The organism is Indolivaga capnocytophagoides (assembly GCF_036511535.1).
In the GTDB taxonomy this organism is placed as follows: domain Bacteria; phylum Bacteroidota; class Bacteroidia; order Bacteroidales; family Dysgonomonadaceae; genus Dysgonomonas_A; species Dysgonomonas_A capnocytophagoides.
The window spans coordinates 4,215,377-4,234,946 of sequence record NZ_AP028867.1 but is presented as its reverse complement, the minus strand read 5'-3'; the positions used below and the strand labels follow the sequence as shown (position 1 = coordinate 4,234,946).

The 19,570-nt window shown below is 34.8% G+C and carries 34 protein-coding genes; 3 read left to right on the top strand and 31 right to left on the bottom strand.

Annotation, left to right across the window (positions count from 1 at the left end):
• Positions 1-10 precede the first annotated feature (10 nt).
• The 29 genes from AABJ51_RS16875 to AABJ51_RS16735 form a co-directional block, all read right to left on the bottom strand.
• Entirely contained in the window at positions 11-223 is a 213-nt protein-coding gene (locus AABJ51_RS16875; protein WP_338373500.1) for a hypothetical protein, read from the bottom strand.
• An 11-nt stretch (positions 224-234) separates the two neighbouring features.
• Complete coding sequence (locus tag AABJ51_RS16870; protein ID WP_338373499.1) at positions 235-582, bottom strand: DUF551 domain-containing protein; 348 nt, start codon at positions 580-582, stop codon at positions 235-237.
• A 19-nt stretch (positions 583-601) separates the two neighbouring features.
• Positions 602-781 (bottom strand): hypothetical protein, encoded by a 180-nt coding sequence (locus tag AABJ51_RS16865; RefSeq protein WP_338373498.1) that lies wholly within the window; start codon positions 779-781, stop codon positions 602-604.
• Positions 782-783: 2 nt separating this feature from the next.
• The gene (locus AABJ51_RS16860) at positions 784-1,365 is read right to left on the bottom strand and encodes a nucleoside triphosphate pyrophosphohydrolase family protein (protein WP_338373497.1); all 582 of its coding nucleotides are present in this window, start codon (positions 1,363-1,365) and stop codon (positions 784-786) included.
• A 294-nt stretch (positions 1,366-1,659) separates the two neighbouring features.
• The gene (locus AABJ51_RS16855) at positions 1,660-2,016 is read right to left on the bottom strand and encodes a hypothetical protein (protein WP_338373496.1); all 357 of its coding nucleotides are present in this window, start codon (positions 2,014-2,016) and stop codon (positions 1,660-1,662) included.
• Positions 2,017-2,313: 297 nt separating this feature from the next.
• Positions 2,314-2,601 (bottom strand): hypothetical protein, encoded by a 288-nt coding sequence (locus AABJ51_RS16850; protein ID WP_338373495.1) that lies wholly within the window; start codon positions 2,599-2,601, stop codon positions 2,314-2,316.
• 248 nt (positions 2,602-2,849) lie between these two features.
• A complete protein-coding gene (locus AABJ51_RS16845; protein WP_338373494.1) occupies positions 2,850-3,557 on the bottom strand; it encodes a hypothetical protein in 708 nt (235 codons plus the stop codon).
• A gap of 1 nt (position 3,558) precedes the next feature.
• Entirely contained in the window at positions 3,559-4,068 is a 510-nt protein-coding gene (locus AABJ51_RS16840) for a hypothetical protein (protein WP_338373492.1), read from the bottom strand.
• 19 nt (positions 4,069-4,087) lie between these two features.
• Positions 4,088-6,166, bottom strand: a complete 2,079-nt coding sequence (locus tag AABJ51_RS16835; protein ID WP_321577307.1) for a DnaB-like helicase C-terminal domain-containing protein — start codon at positions 6,164-6,166, stop codon at positions 4,088-4,090.
• Entirely contained in the window at positions 6,163-6,528 is a 366-nt protein-coding gene (locus tag AABJ51_RS16830; RefSeq protein WP_338373491.1) for a hypothetical protein, read from the bottom strand. The genes AABJ51_RS16835 and AABJ51_RS16830 overlap by 4 nt, the downstream gene beginning before the upstream one ends.
• Entirely contained in the window at positions 6,525-7,235 is a 711-nt protein-coding gene (locus AABJ51_RS16825) for an LvrA C-terminal domain-related protein (protein ID WP_338373490.1), read from the bottom strand. Before AABJ51_RS16825 ends, AABJ51_RS16830 begins: the two co-directional genes overlap by 4 nt.
• A 2-nt stretch (positions 7,236-7,237) precedes the next feature.
• Positions 7,238-7,555: a hypothetical protein gene (locus AABJ51_RS16820; RefSeq protein WP_338373489.1), complete on the bottom strand. Its 318-nt coding sequence runs from the start codon at positions 7,553-7,555 to the stop codon at positions 7,238-7,240.
• 9 nt (positions 7,556-7,564) lie between these two features.
• On the bottom strand, positions 7,565-7,759 hold the full coding sequence (locus AABJ51_RS16815) for a hypothetical protein (RefSeq protein ID WP_338373488.1): 195 nt from the start codon (positions 7,757-7,759) through the stop codon (positions 7,565-7,567).
• A gap of 3 nt (positions 7,760-7,762) precedes the next feature.
• Positions 7,763-8,323: an HNH endonuclease gene (locus tag AABJ51_RS16810; RefSeq protein WP_338373487.1), complete on the bottom strand. Its 561-nt coding sequence runs from the start codon at positions 8,321-8,323 to the stop codon at positions 7,763-7,765.
• On the bottom strand, positions 8,320-9,435 hold the full coding sequence (gene dnaN / locus AABJ51_RS16805; protein ID WP_338373486.1) for a DNA polymerase III subunit beta: 1,116 nt from the start codon (positions 9,433-9,435) through the stop codon (positions 8,320-8,322). Before dnaN ends, AABJ51_RS16810 begins: the two co-directional genes overlap by 4 nt.
• Positions 9,432-9,710: a hypothetical protein gene (locus AABJ51_RS16800; protein WP_338373485.1), complete on the bottom strand. Its 279-nt coding sequence runs from the start codon at positions 9,708-9,710 to the stop codon at positions 9,432-9,434. The genes dnaN and AABJ51_RS16800 overlap by 4 nt, the downstream gene beginning before the upstream one ends.
• A 64-nt stretch (positions 9,711-9,774) precedes the next feature.
• Complete coding sequence (locus AABJ51_RS16795) at positions 9,775-10,290, bottom strand: hypothetical protein (RefSeq protein WP_338373484.1); 516 nt, start codon at positions 10,288-10,290, stop codon at positions 9,775-9,777.
• A gap of 11 nt (positions 10,291-10,301) precedes the next feature.
• Complete coding sequence (locus AABJ51_RS16790; protein WP_338373483.1) at positions 10,302-10,643, bottom strand: DUF3127 domain-containing protein; 342 nt, start codon at positions 10,641-10,643, stop codon at positions 10,302-10,304.
• 1 nt (position 10,644) lies between these two features.
• Positions 10,645-11,313, bottom strand: a complete 669-nt coding sequence (locus AABJ51_RS16785) for a YqaJ viral recombinase family protein (protein ID WP_338373481.1) — start codon at positions 11,311-11,313, stop codon at positions 10,645-10,647.
• Positions 11,310-11,822 (bottom strand): hypothetical protein, encoded by a 513-nt coding sequence (locus tag AABJ51_RS16780; protein ID WP_338373480.1) that lies wholly within the window; start codon positions 11,820-11,822, stop codon positions 11,310-11,312. Before AABJ51_RS16780 ends, AABJ51_RS16785 begins: the two co-directional genes overlap by 4 nt.
• Before the next feature lie 11 nt (positions 11,823-11,833).
• Positions 11,834-12,160 (bottom strand): hypothetical protein, encoded by a 327-nt coding sequence (locus AABJ51_RS16775; RefSeq protein WP_338373479.1) that lies wholly within the window; start codon positions 12,158-12,160, stop codon positions 11,834-11,836.
• 14 nt (positions 12,161-12,174) lie between these two features.
• On the bottom strand, positions 12,175-12,423 hold the full coding sequence (locus tag AABJ51_RS16770; RefSeq protein ID WP_338373478.1) for a hypothetical protein: 249 nt from the start codon (positions 12,421-12,423) through the stop codon (positions 12,175-12,177).
• Between the two features lie 75 nt (positions 12,424-12,498).
• Entirely contained in the window at positions 12,499-12,732 is a 234-nt protein-coding gene (locus AABJ51_RS16765; RefSeq protein ID WP_338373477.1) for a hypothetical protein, read from the bottom strand.
• An 11-nt stretch (positions 12,733-12,743) separates the two neighbouring features.
• The gene (locus AABJ51_RS16760; RefSeq protein WP_338373476.1) at positions 12,744-14,282 is read right to left on the bottom strand and encodes a hypothetical protein; all 1,539 of its coding nucleotides are present in this window, start codon (positions 14,280-14,282) and stop codon (positions 12,744-12,746) included.
• A 130-nt stretch (positions 14,283-14,412) separates the two neighbouring features.
• Positions 14,413-14,928, bottom strand: a complete 516-nt coding sequence (locus AABJ51_RS16755; protein WP_338373475.1) for an SPFH domain-containing protein — start codon at positions 14,926-14,928, stop codon at positions 14,413-14,415.
• 442 nt (positions 14,929-15,370) lie between these two features.
• Complete coding sequence (locus AABJ51_RS16750) at positions 15,371-15,658, bottom strand: hypothetical protein (RefSeq protein WP_338373474.1); 288 nt, start codon at positions 15,656-15,658, stop codon at positions 15,371-15,373.
• 6 nt (positions 15,659-15,664) lie between these two features.
• Positions 15,665-15,892 carry a helix-turn-helix domain-containing protein gene (locus AABJ51_RS16745; protein WP_338373473.1) on the bottom strand — a complete coding sequence of 76 codons (228 nt, stop codon included), beginning with the start codon at positions 15,890-15,892 and terminating at the stop codon, positions 15,665-15,667.
• Positions 15,889-16,113 carry a hypothetical protein gene (locus AABJ51_RS16740; protein ID WP_338373472.1) on the bottom strand — a complete coding sequence of 75 codons (225 nt, stop codon included), beginning with the start codon at positions 16,111-16,113 and terminating at the stop codon, positions 15,889-15,891. Before AABJ51_RS16740 ends, AABJ51_RS16745 begins: the two co-directional genes overlap by 4 nt.
• The gene (locus AABJ51_RS16735) at positions 16,110-16,808 is read right to left on the bottom strand and encodes a KilA-N domain-containing protein (protein ID WP_338373471.1); all 699 of its coding nucleotides are present in this window, start codon (positions 16,806-16,808) and stop codon (positions 16,110-16,112) included. The genes AABJ51_RS16740 and AABJ51_RS16735 overlap by 4 nt, the downstream gene beginning before the upstream one ends.
• Positions 16,809-17,208: 400 nt before the next feature.
• On the opposite strand from AABJ51_RS16735, the gene AABJ51_RS16730 reads away from it, so the two are divergent.
• Positions 17,209-17,412: a hypothetical protein gene (locus tag AABJ51_RS16730; RefSeq protein ID WP_338373470.1), complete on the top strand. Its 204-nt coding sequence runs from the start codon at positions 17,209-17,211 to the stop codon at positions 17,410-17,412.
• On the opposite strand, the gene AABJ51_RS16725 is transcribed toward AABJ51_RS16730, so the two are convergent.
• Entirely contained in the window at positions 17,409-17,708 is a 300-nt protein-coding gene (locus AABJ51_RS16725; RefSeq protein ID WP_338373469.1) for a hypothetical protein, read from the bottom strand. The two genes, AABJ51_RS16730 and AABJ51_RS16725, sit on opposite strands and share 4 nt — an antisense overlap.
• Positions 17,709-17,734: 26 nt before the next feature.
• Between AABJ51_RS16725 and AABJ51_RS16720 the strand changes: the two genes are divergently transcribed.
• Entirely contained in the window at positions 17,735-17,947 is a 213-nt protein-coding gene (locus AABJ51_RS16720) for a hypothetical protein (protein ID WP_338373468.1), read from the top strand.
• Here the strand turns inward: AABJ51_RS16720 and AABJ51_RS16715 are convergent, their stop codons facing one another.
• Positions 17,948-18,178 carry a hypothetical protein gene (locus AABJ51_RS16715; protein WP_338373467.1) on the bottom strand — a complete coding sequence of 77 codons (231 nt, stop codon included), beginning with the start codon at positions 18,176-18,178 and terminating at the stop codon, positions 17,948-17,950.
• Between the two features lie 230 nt (positions 18,179-18,408).
• Between AABJ51_RS16715 and AABJ51_RS16710 the strand changes: the two genes are divergently transcribed.
• On the top strand, positions 18,409-19,119 hold the full coding sequence (locus tag AABJ51_RS16710) for a S24 family peptidase (protein ID WP_338373466.1): 711 nt from the start codon (positions 18,409-18,411) through the stop codon (positions 19,117-19,119).
• Positions 19,120-19,570 lie beyond the last annotated feature (451 nt).

Here is a 19,570-nt window from a genome sequence, read left to right as displayed (position 1 = left end):
GTTTAGTTCGTTAATTACCATTTTCGCTTTCGTCTTTGATTACAATGTCAATCTGAGCACTCATTGCGGATTTGAGAGCTTGTAGATAGGATATAGTATTATCTATCATTTCAATTTCTTCATCCATAGCCTGACGCTCATTCCATAAATGTTCGAGCTTAGACTGCCAGTATGCTAAAACATGATCTATCTCGATTGTGTAATTTACTTCAATTCGTTTCATATCCTCTTTCTTTAATCTATTTGAGGTATAGGCATCCATTCGGTGACCTCTCCATTTGCATAATCTTCGAACTCAAAGTCGGTTTGTGTCAATATTTTGGGGACTCCATTGTCATTATAGATAAAGCCTTCAACGATCACGCTCGGGCTTTTCATTTTACACAACACTGCTTCATCTGCATCCGGCAACTCATCACTTACTTTTCTCCACTTGAATAGGGAGAGGGCGAAAGATGCGCCCTGGATGAATTTTCTCTTGCCGACTCTTTTCATTGCTCTACTCACTCTCTGGTCTTCTGAAAATATTTGGACTGATATTTCCGCTTCCCTCTCAATGAGGGTTTGAATGTCTTTGTTCATTTTTATTTGTATTTATCAGTTAAATTTCTTCCAATTCAGAATAGATTATACTCACATGATACGGCTTATGTACAATAGTATGTTCTATTTTTAAATTAGGATGATTGGCTAAAAATATACCCATGTTAATCTCGTATGAATACCTTGCATCGGGTGATATGTGTACATGCTTGACGACTCTTTTATACTCTTTTCTCATAATCAATAATTTTTTCCGTGCTTAATCGGTCGTGTTTGGTTGTACTTTAGTTTGAGAGAGACGTGTTGCCAGAGGTCGATTGAGAGCAACTTGCATAGGTATTCGATATTTAATAAAGCAAAAGATATACGCTCTGATACGGTATATTTATAATAGATTAAATCTGTACAGATAGCGAATATGTTATCTGGAAAATTCTTCTTGTCAGAAACTGTAGGACAAAGGAGTAAATCTTTTAGGTGGTCGCATCCTCTCAATCCAGCCAAGTCAAGCAGACGTATAACGGCATCGGCTAGTTCCTCCTCTATTGATCCTTTAATTGTTTCATTGTAAATAACTTCATAAGCTCTATCGGGTGTTATTTCAGGTATTAATCCTTTGTACGATCTACTTGTTTCTATACGTTTAAGAAAACGCTCTAAATTAGCTCTCTTACTTTTCCGATCTGCTTCAACGGCTTCGGATAACTCGGTTATTACTAGCATGAGTAAAGTCTCATTGCTTAGTTCCACATCGTGAAATCCTTTTGCTTTATTTGCTTCGAAAACTTCTTTCGATAGTGTATTTAAATCTGGTCTGTTCATAAATTTGTTATATTTGGATTTTAAAATAAATAGATGAGAAAAACTGTTGCACTTTTTATTTTCATATATAACCTACTCGGATTGATATCCATTTTGGGCATGTATCCAGGTGATCTTTTATATTGGAAATGGAGTGCTGCTTTATTCTTATTAACTTTTCCCATTACAATAATTAGCTTTGGTTATCGCTATTTTACATCTGAACCTATTTATCCCGTATTTATCATTCAATTTATAATGCTCGTTATTACTCTATTTATGGGAGACTCAATAGTCAGAAGGTCTAAGAAATGATCACTTTTCTATTTTGATCATAGCATACTTTTTGTTTATATCTAAGCCTTTTGATTCGATAAGGGATAACCCGCTTTCGGTGGCTGTTTTTAGCCCATACAAAACAAACTCGCCATATTGGTGATCTCTCCATCTGGGTTCGGTCATTTGTCCGATCTGCTTGCTATCGACTACCTCTTTCCATTGTTCCTCTGATAGAGGGGTTACGCCGATGAGATATTCTGCCTTATAGCTCAAATCTATCCTTACATAATTTGGGTGGAAATAAGCGAGTCTAGTATTACCGTGAATAAGTAGGATATCCGTTGCATCATTCGGCACCTCGACAGCAATTACTTTTTCTGTTAGTTGTATCATAATCTGTATAGTTTTTCCCATTTTCTATACACGTTGATTTGGTATGTATAGAAAAGGGCGGTTTGTTATTTATTTTATTAATTTTGAGGTATGGATTTTCATTATGAAATTACAATTCCCATTCATTGGATATATGGCTTGATGATTCTAGCCTTATCCTATTATTCATTTAAACTATTCAGAAAGAAGAAAAAAGATCAGGCATTGACTGTTCTTATAATAGTAATATTCTTATTTTTTATGATCTTCGTTCTTTAATTTTAGGAGTGTTTTCGATAAATGCACTGTATTTGAATTTCATTTTTCTTCTGTTATTAATTGTTTGGCTCTTATTATCGCGGCTTTCCTTTCTGTTGAACTCATATTGTAATCGAAATCAGTTTTAGCATTTTGCATTTCATCTGTAAATTGCACAATCTCCCTCAAAGCCTCCCTTAGCTTCTCGTTCTCGGCTGATCGGTCGGTGACGGCTTGGGTGTAGCCTGATAAATAGCCTTCCCTTGCAATACATCTTTCTTTAAATAAATGAGTAGTTTGCATATATAACTCATTTACATATTCTTTGGCTTTTTCTTCTATATTCATATTATTTCTATCTTTGAGTAAACTGATTATTATGGGTGAATTATTCATTAGTATTGTTTTCGACTTTTGTAAGTATATCGGATGTCAAGTCCGTTTACTTTTCTATCGTGCTGTAGGAAGCGATAAGCCGTACAAAATAATATCTCACAAATCTTATTCAATATTTAATACTCTTATTGGATTAACTGTCTTGGTGAGTGCTATTGCTGTAATAATTTACTTTATAGATAAATAATCCAATACTGCATTCAATCTACGTCAAATTGATTTTTATGAATCTTAGTAGATAATATCTTAGCCATATCTTTTCCCCCTCGTTGTATACGGCTTCGAATAGTCATTTTATTAATTCCCAAGAATCTCGACCAATCAGATATAGATTTTGTAGTTCCATTATAGGTTAGGAATAAAGTTTTTCTAGTATTATTTACTTGCTCCATTTTTGTAGCCCATCTACAATTAGAAGGTTCATAGTCACCATTTACATCAATTCTATCCAGTGAGTGTTTTGAAGTTGGTCTATCACCCATATCTTCATAAAATTTATCAAATGAATTAAGCCATCTATTGCAAACCTTGATTCCTCGACCTCCATAGTCTGAATAATGTTTCCCTTTTTGATAGTAACATCTAGCTTTCATCGCTGACCATATATTGAATATTGGAGACTTTGACTTTCCATGTTTTAGATTTACTTTATGACTGACATCTACCCTTAGACATCCGCAAGAACGAGTATTTGAATAAATTAGATTTCCTGTATTTATTTGTATTATGTTTCCACAATCACATTCACACTCCCATCTGATTAGTTTAGAAATGGGATTATCTTTATATTTGGATAAAACCTTTAATCTCCCAAATTTCATTCCGATCAGCGAGCCACTTTTTAGGTATCCTTTCTTACGCCTTTTTTTGCCACTAGGAATATTTAATTTAGATATTAGTTTTTCCATTTCACTTCGGATTAATTACATAAATGACATTCGTGCTGAATACATTAGCTATATCTGAATATCGGTATAAATTCAGATATTTGAAATCTCCTTTTGCAGAGTAATCAACCGAGAATGTCTTGTCTACCCCACCTTTATCCGAACTGATTATAAGAGCTTCTGAGCTATTTAAATTAACGGGATGATAAGTAACTCCTCTTAAAGCGTTAGAGCCATCGTAAGGCTGAATAAATACGTCCTGAGCAGATATAGACCGACTATTATTAATTAGATCATTCCCTTTGATTTTTATTTCAAATCCACCCGTTGAGAATACAGATAAGTGATCAACTTGCTTTGAGGTGACTCCATTTTCGTAGTCAGATTTAGTAACATAGTCTAAGTTGACTGTCTGCTGATTGGTGTTAACCACTAAGGTCTGTATCGAATATAATCGAATATTGAGGGATACGGACGCACTTTTCTGAGCCTGTAAGGTTAGTGCCACCAAACAAGCTATAATTAATAGCATTTGTTTCATTTTATTTTAATTAAAAAGGTAATTGATCTAGTGGTGTAGGTTCGGAAAAGAATGATGCTTCTAATTCCGACTGAGTAGGTTGGTGAAAGCTAAACTCAGACTGAACTTCTTCGAGAGTGTCTTGCCATCCGTAATTTGGATTATCAGTAAAGTCATTCAAGAATCGTTTAGATTCAATTTCGTAATATAAGCCTACTAAATGGTCGACAATACCTAAATCACGATTCTTAGCAACCTCTATAACGTTGCCATAAGTATAATAATCTTTTGCTTTTTCTTCTCCAAAAAACTCTTGCGCCCTCCGTCTAAAGTCATTATTCACTCGGTGTATAAGTACAACGTTTTCAACAGCATTTGTCAAATCTGCACTACCTGAAACATCATCTTTACGTAAAAAAGAGACCGATTTTCGAGGGTGTGCTACAAGGATAATGTGAATATTATACCTAATAGCTAATTCTTTCAACCTTAACACGGCTTTCTTCTGTTGCTCATACTTATCATTGGAGACATCAGATAAATCAAGAGCCATCACATTGTCGACAACGAATATGTCGCAACTTTCTTCTAATAATGTTTCTTCAACATCAGCAACTAACTGAGAGAAATTTGATCCGTACAGATTATTGTAAACTTTCCATTTATCAGCCATCCACTCAGATATTTTGTCTGATATCTTCTGAGGCACACGAAAGTAATTCTCGTATCTAGTAGCTTCCACAAACTGCTTACCTGCTGCTTGCTGTATCGTCCAATTCTTTGAGCGTGTAGAGTCAAGTTCTCCAGAGTATTCGACTACTCTAAATCCTTGCTGAACAGCATTCAGACAAAGCTGTTTTATCATTGAAGATTTACCCGAAGCATTAGATCCCGACACTAAGGTTAGTTCTCCTTTATTCAATCCGATAATCTTTCTGTCTAACTCTGTGAATCCTGTTGGTATCGAGACAATTTGACTTCGGTCTTTGTCTTTTATCTCAGAGAATATCAAGAACTTCTTTCCTTTGTCCTCACTTTCCTCTTGAGGCTTGTATTCAACTGTTGGTGCATTATCAGTCCTCCTATTGTAGGATATCTGCTTGCGATCAAATCTATTTGGTTCAAAATGATTTCTAAAGGACTCCCAATTGTGATGCTGACACGAATTATGAAAACACTTATACCCAATTGCACCATTGTTAAGTTTGAATATTGCTCCATCACCTTTATGGTTCGAGTCAAACGGACAATCGATTATTAGTTTAGTTCCACCACTAAAAGGTAATTCTTTCTGAACGGTGATGCCATGCTTTGAAATAAACTCGTCAATATCAAAACCACCACTTCCTTGATAGTTATTTTTCCAAGTCTTAGCTTCTTCTTTCGGATATAGATTAACAACCTTTTGAATAAAAGCCTTATCAAGCGTAATAACTTTATCAGGTGTTGATATGATTCTACTTATTCGGTGAGGTCTATCTTCTGTATTTGCCCCTTTTCGGCTAAAAGTTCCATACAGTTTAGTTATCCTAGCGGCATTATAAACAGATGTGTCTATATCGACATTCTCATCAGAGAAAAGCATATCTAATGTCTGCAGAAACTTTTTAACTAATTCGGTATTCTCGGCATTATTAGCTAAATCGACTTTGTATAGCAAATGCAGACCATTACCAGAGAAAGCACATATTGGCTTAGTAAAGCCTTGATCTCGGAGAAATTTATAAACATTATTTCCTACAATCCTTGCATTCGCTATTTCTTCGTTGGTAGCAGACACCCCACTCGATCTTTTTGGATCAATGTCGATGAGTATATAATCTCTGCCCTGAATATCTCCATCCGAAGTAGTCTTTGTCCTTGAGCCTGATTTGACAATCTTCTCACACTGATCTCGACTATAACAGGCTTCGGTAATTTCATTTAGGGTAAAGTATATATTTTCGTCATTATACGGTTTTATAGCTTCGATCAGGTTGTCAATATTTCGAAAGTAACCAGACCATGTTCTATCTCCGATAATTCTAACCTCAATGATAGGCACGAGACCTGTTTCGCTATCTATTGGCTTTAAAATATCCAAAGCCTTTCTTATCTCAATTTCATTCATTGTGTGATCTCTAAATATTTTAAAATACAATCAAGGAGTGATAGACAAGCGTCTATATGAGTACTCATGAATTCTGCATTCTTTATACCTTCGGATGAAATAAAAACACCTTGATAATTTCCGAATGCAAGTTCAACAGCACAAATGATTCCCTTTACATCTCGAATATAGTCTAACACCTCATAGACCGAAGGACAATCAAATTCTTCGCCTGAATTATACATTAAGGCACTACTTCCACGTTCAAGAATTTCCCCAATATTATTATACACATGTTGACATAGATTTTTCTCGTAATCATAATAATTATAACCTAGACTCTTTAACCTTTTAGCTTGTTCGAATGTTATTACTTTTTTCATTGTCTAATTTTTCCTTGTGGTTTAATATTATCTTCAAATAGCATAGGAGAACTAAACTCATCATTGAAGTTCTTATCATTTAGATATGTCCTAGCTTTTTTACAGTATTTTTTATCAGAGAGAGAATTGTAATAGTTATAGATATTCTCTAAAGCCTTAGTTCTTTCTGATACTGTTAGAGTTTTCCATTTCTTAAGAGCAGCAGCTTTATCCGACTTATTCAACTTTGTAATTTTATGATACTCGTCAAAGAATGATTCGAAAGAGTTATTTATATCATTGTTAACATTCTTACTTTCTTTACATTCTTGTAGTGTGTTCAGTCGTTGTTCAGTTGTTGTTCGGTCGTTGTTCAGTTGTTGTTCAATTTGCTGTTCACCTTCTTGATAATCTCCCCATTTAGTTATTGATATTAAGCGGTTTGTATTCGTCTTTTGTTGTTCAATTTGTTGTTCGATTTTCTCAAAATAGGTCAAGATTCTTTCAATTTTACTTTCGCTTATACCAGTTTCCCTTGATAATTGTTTTCTTCCAGTTGTGAACTGACCTGAATTGCAAAAAACGGGACTACCGCCAAGCAACTCCTCTCTCCCTGAGTGTGTTGCCTTTAACAGTAAATGAACCCATAAATGCACTTTCTCGGAGTCAGAAGAATAGAATGCTTTATGTACCAAGCTCCTATAAAGTTTTATCCAACCTTCATTCATATTTATTGTCTATTAGCCATTCCCCCGAAAACATCAAAATCTCCAGCAGGCTGCATTATAAAATGTCCGTTCTCGTCATAGTGAGCCTTGATATAAGCTTCTCTCTGTTCCTTAGTCCAATTGTAAGGTATCATCTTTATCGTTTTAGGTTGTTTGCAGACGATTAGAGGGATTTTCTTTACCTCTGGCTGCAATTCATCCAATAGCGTTTTCGAATTACTTACACGGACTTTTTTAAGCTTTTTATATAGAGCCTTATTCTTGCGATCAAAGGCTCTAATCTGTATCGGTTCTATATCGAATAATTGTAATTGTTCCATGTTGGTGATTTATTTCTTAGTTTCATTATACTTCTTTTCGTCTAACTCGAACCGTCCTACATCGCACTGAATAACACCTCTAATACCGTTACTACGTGGGTATTTATAAAAAGGGCAACCACTCATGTGATCGCCCAGTTCTATGCTATGTTTGCAGTATATGCAGTTCGGTTTTGCTTTTGGTTTTTCAGCTTTCTTTGCCATCAGTCATATGTATTTCCACTTGTATCCTTTGAATGTTGTATGCGGATTTAAAGCACAATGTGATACATTTGAATGACAATATCCATTTCGTTCGACTTCTCTTGTTGATGGGAATATTCTAATAATAATTCCTTCCTTGTCAATCTGAGCCACTCTTTTAGATGTTTTACCATTCACATTTTTACTAGCCCGTCGTTTTATACATGTACCATAGTTTATATTATATTTTACTGTACACCACTCAAGGTTTTCAACTCTGTTATCAGTCTTTATTTCATTTTTGTGATTGACAACAGGATAATTATTCGGATTCGGGATAAACGTCATTGCAACAAGTCTATTTATAATAAACCTTTTGTATTTTCCGTTCTTGTGAAGCTTGACTCTTTTATATCCACCTTTAATAATATCTGGAGTCTTTAATCTGATAGACTTATATTGGTGGTGACAAATAGTATATACTAGTCCATCTCTTGTAATAATATAGTTTTCGAATCCCGTCACATACCTTGCAAAATCAGATTTAATAAACTGATCTAATTCTTGTTTCGTTAACTCTGTCAATCCGTAAGCATTAAAGGCATTATTAAGCTAGTAGTAGATATATTAGTCGAAGAAGGAACGATCAATGTAGCCTTATCAGCAGTTGACATTTTAATTGCAATATCATCAGATTGTAGGTGAGAGAGAATTTCTAGTAAAAATGAGGCTTTAAAGCCAATAACTAGAGACTCCCCATCATATTCACAAGGTAACATTTCTTCAGCAGATGTAGAAAAATCAATATCCTGCGAAGACGCGATAACCCCATTACTACTAAAATCTAATTTTACAAGATTGTTGGCTGGATTGGAAAAGACAGAAACTCTTTTTAGAACTGCTAAAAGTTGATCTTTACTAACTTTAGCCACGTTTCTATTTTCTTTAGGTATTACAGACTCGTAATTAGGAAAGCGTCCTTCTACAAAACGACACGTGATAATGAAATCCAACATTTTGAATACACCAGTATTCAAATCGAACATCACCGAAATGGGTTCGTTTTTCTTTGGTAATAAACCTTGTAGAATTCTTGCGGTCTTTTGAACTAAAACGAATGAGCTTCGTTGCTGTAAATATTCTTGATTTGACTGGACTTTAATCATCTTATGTCCATCAGTAGCTACAAAAGTTAGGCTATCAGGAGTTATGTCTAACAAAACTCCATTAAGGATAGGACGTAATTCATCAGAAGCAGAAGCAAATAATGTTGCCTCTATACATGATGATAATACATCAGACTCTATTGAAAATGATAATTCGTCTTTTAATTTTCGGGGATCAGGATATTCTTTGGGATTTACTCCAATAAATAAAAATTTGCCATTCTCATAGGATATGCTTATTTCATAATTTAGAGGATTAATTTCAATTGTTATAGGTTGATTTGGAATATCCTTTAGTGCATTGGCTATTTGTTGAGCGTTAATGGCTATTTTGCCATCACCGTCAACTTCAGATATTTCTATCTCCGTTCCGACTCTTGTTTCAATATCTGTAGCGACAATCTTCAATCTTAGTCCACTTATAATGAACAAAAAATTGTCAAGGATGGGCAAGGTGTTTTTCGAATTAATCACCTTGCCTAATTTTTGCAACTTATCATATAGCTGCTTAGAATTTATAACGAATTTCATTTTAATGCGTTTTTTATTGTTTCTAATAATACTTCATCTGAAACATGATGATTGAGTTCGAATGAGTCCTGTAAACACTCTCTTAGTTTGTGTTTCGGCAAGCTAATCATAGATTCATAACCTGTTGTGATTATTTTAGAGACGTAATAGCCTCTGTCCTCAAGCTCTGATATTAATTCCGAGTCCTCCGTTTCTTCTTTATTTTCTGGATCAACAAGATTGCTCTTAAATAACTGAATTGAATCTTCTTTTACAAAACACGTTTTCTTTTCCATTTTGTTTAAATTAAAAAGCCTCCACAAAATGCAGAGGCTCGGTTTGAATTGGGTTGGTTTATTATTACGCTATTTGAAGCGTTTCAAAATAATCTATTCTACATTTTATATTATTTTCTTGTAGAACAGAAAGAATATATTCATAATGCTTTTCTTTTGTATCAAGATATATTCCATTAACGTGAAATATTTTTCTATTAGGATCATATGTTAGCCTCTTATGAACTAGTGAATGAACCCTCTTTGATACAATAAAAACACTATTTGGAAAATTATAATTCCAGTGATGTGCTTCTTTTTCATTCATATCAATACCTCTTCTTTTTAATATTCTTGAAATAGATCTACCGGACTTGTCATTCTTACTTTCATACTTATATTTGGCATATTTTACACGACCCCTTAATCGCTCTTTATCTACATAATCAGGATTTTCAATATTCTTTAGATAATTAAGCCTAACATCATTCTTTGTACAATCCTTGCATTTATTTATATGACCATCAGGCATGCCCGAATGTTTGTATAATGAAGTTATTGGAAATATCTTGAAACATTTAAAACACTTTTTATACTCCATAGGCGAATATCTCAAAATGGCATATTATCATCATCCCCACCCTGTTGCGGAGCGGACTGTTGCGGAGTCGCACTTTGACTCGGAGCTGAATTACCTCCAACGGCATCGACTTTCCATGCCCTAGCCTCAGTATACCATCGTCCATTGTATTCTCGGCTTTCTAGGTCTAATGAGACATCCACGGCTGCACCGTTTGCAACCGTTTCAACCTTATCACCCCAAAGAGACACGCACACTTTTTTAGGGTACTGTCCTTCTGTCTCGATAATAATGCTCTGTTTTTTCCACTCTCCGTTTTTTCCTGCACCTGTTTCGACAGGTAATAATTGAATTACTTTTCCTTTTAGATTCATTTTAAAATGCTATTTGTTGTTTATACTTAGCTACATCTTCTGATAAAGCCAATTCTAATTCTATAAGTCTGGCTTTAGCTAATGAAACTAAATCCGAGACTGATAACTTTTCTTTTGCCGAGATATTCAGCATGGTTCGTTTCGTAACTTCTTGAATGAGTAAAGGTTTGATTTGATTTTCAGGTCTAAATGACATGAAGTGAAGTTTTTTGATCCCTATAGTTAGAAAATAATCAATCACTTGCCAAACATACTGCTCAACCATGCTAATAGGATTCTGAATGTACTTCATATGAGTAATTCGGCTTGGGCATTTTATTTCAATTCCTTGCTTTCTATTATCAAACAATCCGTCTGGAGATATACCATAAATTCCAGATTTATCCTCTACCCATCCAACCTGCTCGATTTGCACCCCCTTAATTCGCTCAAATTCGGAACGAGCTAGAGGTTCGTACATATTGCCACGTTCCATATCATGAGAGGTAAATGTTTCCTCGAACTCAAACTCCTCAAATCTGGCTGAAAGTAATTCGGTGTAGTATGGATTTTCTCGGATTGGCTTAGTTCGATTAGTCATAATCTTTTCTAAACTAGATCCTCCGACTTTGCCATACTTTATTTCATACCATTCAGGCGATTGTTGCAGAATTTCATCGTATACTTTCACTTGAGCGTACCTTTTAATTCATCCTTAACCGAAATAACCTTCAAATCTTTGGAGTGCTTCAGAGAAGCGTAAACAGACTTGAGTTCATCAAGAGTCTTACATTGTTTCAACTTGGCACATTCCGCTTCGATTTCTTTTGTAAAATCGGGTAATCTAGGCTGTGTTGGACTTACCCGTAAGCACCAATCCTTAATACCTTCTGGTGTTCTATCCATCTCTTTTGTCAAAGTGACTCTGAAATCCTTTATCGTTTCAGGATAGTTGTTTTTTGCCATTCTGCAGATACGCTTTCGATTCGTTGAGTTGAGAATCATAGGTAATTGAAAAAATGGATTTTGTTCAAATACTGCAACCCAAGCATCTTGTTTTTTCCCGTTTATTTCCTCATTCACCCGATATTCGATGTATTTGATAGTAACATCAATATTTTCTCCATTAGGTAGAGCTTCTACCCCAATATGGCTTATTTTACCGCCATATCTCCAATGCTTTAAAGCTTCTTCTGCCATCTTTTATCTATTTAAAAATCAAACAATCCCTTTTCTCGTGGTTTACACCATTTCAAAAACTTCTTAATCCCCACCGATGTGAACCATATCTCATTCCAATAGTCCGAGTCCGAGGATATTGGTTTATAGTCCTCACAATAATCTTCGGCAGCACTGAAAATCTTGTGTTGTAACAGTCCATCTTGAATAAAAGCAGCCAATTCTAACAAACCATTTCGACCAAAATAAATGACCTCTAATTGATCTATATTCTCGGCTGTCTTTGGAATGAACTGCTTTGCAAGTCTTAGAGCTTCATCCTCGGGGGTATCTCTAATTACTTCTTCCTGTTCTTCCATATCAATACTTATCTTTATATTTCCTCCTCAAATTCCGTCTCTGATATCGGGTATATGTCCCAAAACCGTAAATCTCTCGCCATTTGTTTAGTAATCTCATCATCCATTCTACCATTAATAATTGCTGTTTCTAATCGGTTATACATTAAATCTGAATAATTACAACAAGGACACTCAAACTTTTTACGTCCTAATACTTTCGGTTTTTCTATCATGCCAACACCGCAGAACGGGCAAGTCGGTACAGTCGTATCATCTTTCATATTTTTGTTATTATTGTGTAAAAAGAAAAAGGCAGAGAGTAATTCCCTGCCCTGATTAAATACTAAATAAGCAAACTAGTCTCTCGACTTTTCAAAAGCCTTTAGAAACGGATTATAGACCGTTTGACAGGTAATCAAGCAATCCTCATTCATTTCAAGAGTTGTGTGATTTTTTGTGACTAGAGACGATTTACCTTCTACTAAGAAAGTCTCATTCACCTGATCTAAATTCACTACTTTGTTTGCATCATGCACAAAATGCCCTTCAACCGATGAAGGGGCTACATTCACTTTTTTTACTGTTCCCATTTTGTTATTTATTAATATTCGTATTGCATTAGTTTGAAATAAGAGTCTCCATCTATATGTATTAGATCAGATATATCAGACTCTGATAAAGTCCTTAATATTTCTTTGCCTTTCTTCGTAAATACCGTAGAAAATCGCTCTCCCTGTCTTTGAATATATTTTATTTCAGACGATAGTTTTCGTGGCACTCTGTATAATGAAGCTATGGCATCTTTAGCATTGTTATTTAGTGGATCAACAGCCAAGAAGAACATTCTGTCTGTTGACGGACAATAGCACCGAACAAAAGCTAAATTGATGCTATTAATCTGTCCTTTAAATAAGGTATAAACTCCAATATTCATTCCTTTAGTAGTTCCTACCAAGTAAACTTCGTTTTTTCTATCTGTGTAAGAGTCGATCTCTTTTAAATTGGATGAGATAAACCTAAATAAAGCCTCGTTTCCATGCCGTTCCTCTATAAAGGATAATGCAGCAGCTTTTATTTCTTCATTTTTCTCAGTTACAAAATCATCAAATGAATATTCATTTTGAGATAGTTTATCAAATAATGAATATTGGATGTTTACTCCGTGGATATAATAATATTCGCTTTTATCTCGAAATACAACGGAAGGTTTAGAGACAGAATGTAGTCTTCCTCTCTCATCCCGGCTTATTGAAATTGGAGGCTGAACCGCAAATACCAAATCCTCATATTCATAAGCCTGAAAAACTCCCGATTTTATAATTTTCTTGTATTGTTTAAATTTAAAATTATCGAGTACGTTTATCTTCTCGAAGAAATCATAGAAAGAGACCCATCCATAATTAGATAAGTCGATATAAGAGGAATATTCACTGACAGAAGCCCAGACAGAATCCCTGACAGAATCCCCGACAGAAGCCCCGACAGAAGCCCAGACAGAATCCCTGACAGAAGCCCAGACAGAATCCCTGACAGAAGCCCTGACAGAAGCCCAGACAGAAGCCCCGACAGAATCCCCGACAGAAGCCCAGACAGAAGCCCAGACAGAATCCCTGACAGAATCCCTGACAGAATCCCTGACAGAAGCCCAGACAGAAGCCCCGACAGAAGCCCAGACAGAAGCCCCGACAGAATCCCCGACAGAAGCCCCGACAGAAGCCCAGACAGAAGCCCAGACAGAATCCCTGACAGAAGCCCTGACAGAAGCCCAGACAGAAGCCCTGACAGAAGCCCCGACAGAAGCCCAGACAGAATCCCCGACAGAATCCCCGACAGAAGCCCAGACAGAATCCCAGACAGAATCCCTGACAGAAGCCCCGACAGAATCCCAGACAGAATCCCCGACATGTTTTTTATCCTTTAAAATTGCAATAGCCAACAAGCAACTCAACCAACTGTCACAATAAATAACTTTAGGGGTAGGCTTATTAAGTAAATCATTATATAGCCATTTTATACCATCCTCAAACATAGGTTTGTCTATTCCTTTTTGACTTTTTACGTTATCAAAGAATAGATTAATCCATTCGTCTCTAGTTTGAAGCATTATAGCTTCTTGTTCTTTTGTTAATTTTTCCAGCATAATTATTTAGTTTTAAATTATAATCAAATAAAAAAAGCGTACTCGTCCATCTCGGATTTGCACGCTTGGCATTCGTAAATTAATTTGCTCCCGAATAGCCGATCAAGGCACATCGGGTTTGGGTTGATTGTTACATCTGTTCGTTTTGATAATCCAATAGGATCTTTGCAGCATCCGGTTTTAACAGACCTAGAGTATCTAATTTACTCACAAATTGAGAAGCAAATAGTAAATCATACCTATCTTTCATTTGCTCAGCCCTCTTATCTGCGATACTTTTTGCAATGTCTTCTAGTTTCAATTTTCTATTATAAGACGTATCCATATAGACCTTTTGAATGTATTCGAATAGAGTAACAGGCTCACTAGAATAACCAAATTTGACCTTATCTTCTTTTATAATGCGATCAACCTGTTTTTCGATAATCTCATCAAGCTTCTCGGCTACACGTTTCTTTAATAATTCATGAGCGTTGGACCTCATTTCGGCTATCTCGTTTCGGAAATTAGTATAAGATACCTGCTTGACGATAGCCTGCTTTATTTCTTCTTTTAATTCGAATTGATCCTCAATGCCATATTCCCCTTGATGTGCATCTTCAATAAAATCGTTAACCAAGTCTTCTAAATCGATTGTAATCTTCATATCTGTAATTTTTAATTAAACAATTTGTTCTCCGACAAACACCCAAGTTTATTACACAGAATCGTACTGATCGGAGATTGTATTTTGTATTTTACACACCCAATAGCCTCACGAAGTGCTTCGATGGTGCTAGAACCTATTCCTTTTAGCATTCTATTCCGACTTCCTCAAATCGGCATCCCTTAACTGCTAAGTCTCGGTTTTAAACTCTACCTAATAAGGTACTCGTTTAGGAAATCAATATGTCAAAGAACTTGCGTTTTACACCCAGAACCTCACAAATAAGGACAAGAAGGGTGCGCTCAACGACTTGCGAAGAGTTTTAATCTTTTATTATCAATACGTTATATTATTTTAGAGTAAGTAGCCTGTACCTAGTATCAGTGCGGTTATAATCAGCACAAAGCCAATCATTGAAAGTTTGAGTTGCTTATTAAAGCGTTTATCTGCTCTGCTCATAGCGGTCGAGTTTATTAAGTAACCGAACAGATATGGATAGATTAATTAGGACAAAGCCGTAATAAAAGAGTGTAGTCAGGATCGGGGCAGTTATTTCAGCCATTAGTAGAACTAAGCTGATCAGGAAGTATATGATTTTTACTGTTTTCATCTTGGTCGGGTTTAAATTTTCTATTATAATATCTTTGTCTGTCTTTTTCTTCTTCGTAATAATCTTGGTCGGGTCGCTCAGGTTCGGGTTCAAAATATTTATTCCATAAAAAGTCGTCATCGGTCATTATCTTTTTATTCCAGATTTCTTTGATTCTTTTCTAATCCAAGCGTCAACAGCAGATCGTTCATAAATAATACGCCCCATAAGATCAATCGAGGGTAATTTACCGTTTTGTCTAGCTTTTCTAATCTTGTCTCTACCCAGTGATACATAAACCATTAGTTCTTTTTCATTGAGCCAAGTCTTTAAAGAGATATCACAGGTCGGCTTTACTTTGTCATCTAAATTCATAATGCAACAGCTTTAATAATTAGTAAATTATCTTCCTTTCGACTTTGTGTTTTGAATTTCTTTCCAAACTTTTTAATTTTCCCATAATAATTAGCTGTACTCTGTGCTGATTTTACTTGGCTAAAACAGGGTAATCTAAAAAAAGCTGTATCACCAATTTCTATATCCTGCAAATGATCTACTGTTACAGAATCAACTATTTTTGGTATAACTTTTATCATGACTCTGTAATAAATTTAGGTTGGTGTTTTTGAGTCCATTTGCGACGTAAATAATTAAGTAATGAATTATAGTTACTAATAAATCCGTCTGTAATTAATTTAGTGATATCTGTTTGTAGTTCGTCGAGTTGTTTTATTTTACCTTCTTCGGCATGCTTATTTCGAATTTCCTTTTCGTGAGTACCATAAACAATATGGTTATTTGCCATTGATATTTCTTTTATAGCTTTGGCTTGCTCTCCTTTCGGAACTATTTTGCAAATCGCTGATGCCATTTCTTTATATGAATCACCTGCATCGTTGCGGTATTGAATGAGCTGATCGTATACAAATTTGATAACTTTTACTTCGAATCGAGGATTAATCCACATGGCAAACTTTATAAATAGGTAAGGGTGCATCCAAACTTGATCTTTCGTTTTGCCTTTTCTAGTCATCCGACCTTTAGATGATTTAATTGGCTGATAATCTGACATTGCAGAAATCTCTGCATTGGCTAGAAGTTCTTCTTGAAGGGCTATTAGGAACTCCTTTGTACCCTTCGAATCGGTAAAGTCAGGTAGGTTTTTTCTTGAATTTCCTTTAGTTGTATTCCACGCACCTAATAGTAGATTAGCATCGAAATATCCATCGCTTGTCCTCTGAATGACATCGAACTCGCCCATTTTGCGTATTAAATTTTGATTCGTTTTCATATTATTTATTGATTTATTTGTTACTTTAGAAAAATTTAAACTTTTATTACCATGATTAAATTGACTGAAATCAACCCAATTAAGGAAACCCGAACCGTTTATATTCACCCTAGTACTATTACTCATTTCTCTGAAAGGAAGTCCGATACATACACGTCAATATTCTTTATAGGATGGAGTAGTATTACTGTTCAATAATCTATTGATCAGGTATTCGAATTAATTAAGTAACGATTCGGCTTGCGATTTTAAATCCCAAAAATATATAATCAATTGAGTGAGGTTTATATGCTTCCCAAGAGCCTTTACATACTGTCTTGAAGACCGTTATACCGAATATTTTGTAAGTAGTTTTCATATTATTTATTAGCTTTACGTTTATTAATTTAAATTTGATATTATGAGTAAGTTTATTGAAATTACGTTTGAGGGAAATAAATTCTTGATAAACACCTCTGTAATTCTAGAGGTTGGTATTGATATAGCTTCTAAATCCAAGTCACATATACATTTTATAAAAGACTATAAGGTGAGTAATAAAACGAGTATCATTGTTGATCAGTCATACGATGAAATTAAATCTGCACTAATGCCTGTTGATTAATCATCAAATAGCATTGCTCTTGGATCAGAGTCAAGAGCAGGGTAATCAGGATCTTTAAGGATATTATCAGGGTTGATGTTGTATTTAACCCAATTGTAGTTATCTAAAGGAGACCCAAGAGACCCAGTTACTAGGACACACGTTTTTCTAAGTTCTAGATCTCCATGCGATTCAGCTTTCAATAACCAGTTGTATAGTTGGATGGGTAAGTCTCGCTCTGTTTTAAGACACCAAAGTCTTAACGCTTGCTTTTTAGTATCGGAAAGTTCAAATTTTGCTGTAATTATTGTATTCATATTTTATTATTTTAAATGTTATTGTTATGAAACAGAAAATTGTAAGTGGATTAGTTGAATATTTTTTAGGAGAGAAGGATATCACTGTTTATTTCGAAAAACACCTCAGAGACGGCTGGACTATCAGTTCCGTATCTACAACCTATGTCTTTAATGTCAGACAAAAATTAGATGCGGAGGATGGTGTTACAACCAGTGACAAATCAATATTGTATACCCTTCTCTTAGAGAAAGAATAATTATAAGGTATCTGGTGAGTCTGGATATATGTAATCAACACCATCAAACAGGTGTCCAGGCTCATTGTGATTGTTTCGTAGATGCGTCTCATAGTCTTGTAATTCATTCCATGACCCTTGTAATGCGTCAATAAATAAATCAAACCCTTTCTTCGTTTTAATCTTAGACGCAATCGAAAAAGCTAAATTCTTAATTCGGTGAATTTCTAATGGATTTTCTCTTTCTTTCATAATTTAATTATTTTAACAGTTATTACTTTTAGAAAGAGGTATAAAGCCGTACATTTGCAGTGCTAAAGAAAATGTAAAACTGAGTACGCTTACTCGGCGGCTTTTTTATACCCTTTTCTTTTGTTTTTTTTGATAATCCAAAGGTATGTAATTGCAAACGTAATTACAATTTTTTATATAACTATTTGATGTAATTACATTAATTTAGAATAATTCTAAATAACTAGAATATGGAAACAACTATAAATGAAAGAATTGAAAAAATTGTAAATACATTTTATAATGGAAACGTAAAATATCTATGCAGAGACTCTGGGGTCTCAGAATCTTCTATGAAATCAATTATTGGAGGGAGAATGAGTAAACCGGGCAGTGAAATGCTTGACAAAATATACATGGGAGTCAGACAATTTGATATTAGTCCAGAATGGTTGGCATTTGGTATAGGGTCAATGCTTAAATCAAACAGGAATGAAGCTATAATTACAACAAACTTACAAACTAATCAAATCCCACTAGTGAGTCAATATGCTTATGCAGGCTATCTATGTGGTTTTGCAGATGAAGAATATATGGAAACACTGCCAACTATTCCTTGGGATGTAGATAATGAGACAAAAGGCACATATATAGGTTTTGAGGTACGGGGTGACAGCATGGATGATCGCTCATACGAATCCATTTTAGAGGGTGATGTATTATATTGTCGGAGATTAAAAGAAGATTTATGGCAATATAAATTACACTTCAACGATTGGGATTTTGTACTAGTACATAGGACTGATGGCATCTTAGTAAAAAGAATAATAGATCACAACATAAAAACAGGAGATATTACTATTCATTCCTTGAATCCACTGTATGAGGATAGAGTGATAAATATTCAAGAGATCGCCCAAATATTCAATGTGGTTGAAGTGAAAAGAAAAAGGAGAAGATAATATAATATGTTTACAAACTGTTTACAGTAATCTCTAAAAAACTTTAAAATAAACATATTCGGCAAGACTTAAAATCTTGTGACCATTAGGTTGTGCGGGTTCAAGTCCCGCTCCGAGTACAGAGTAAAACGCTAATCATTGATTTATCAATCGGTTAGCGTTTTTTCATTCAAAGACATCAAAGATACAGTCACTAAACAAAACAACACCATTTTTTTTAACGTTAGCAACGTTAACATCTCCAGGACAATGCATCTACAAACATAAGAAACATCAACCAACAAATTTTACATTTAAACAAGATAAAAGAATTCGATTAAATATCCAGTTAATACTTTTGGGCAAATACAAAAAACAGGAACTAATAGTGACAATAATTAGACTAATCACATCTAATCAAGACCCAATTGACATATTTTTCTTAAAAATCGGACCAAAAGCATTTTTTTTA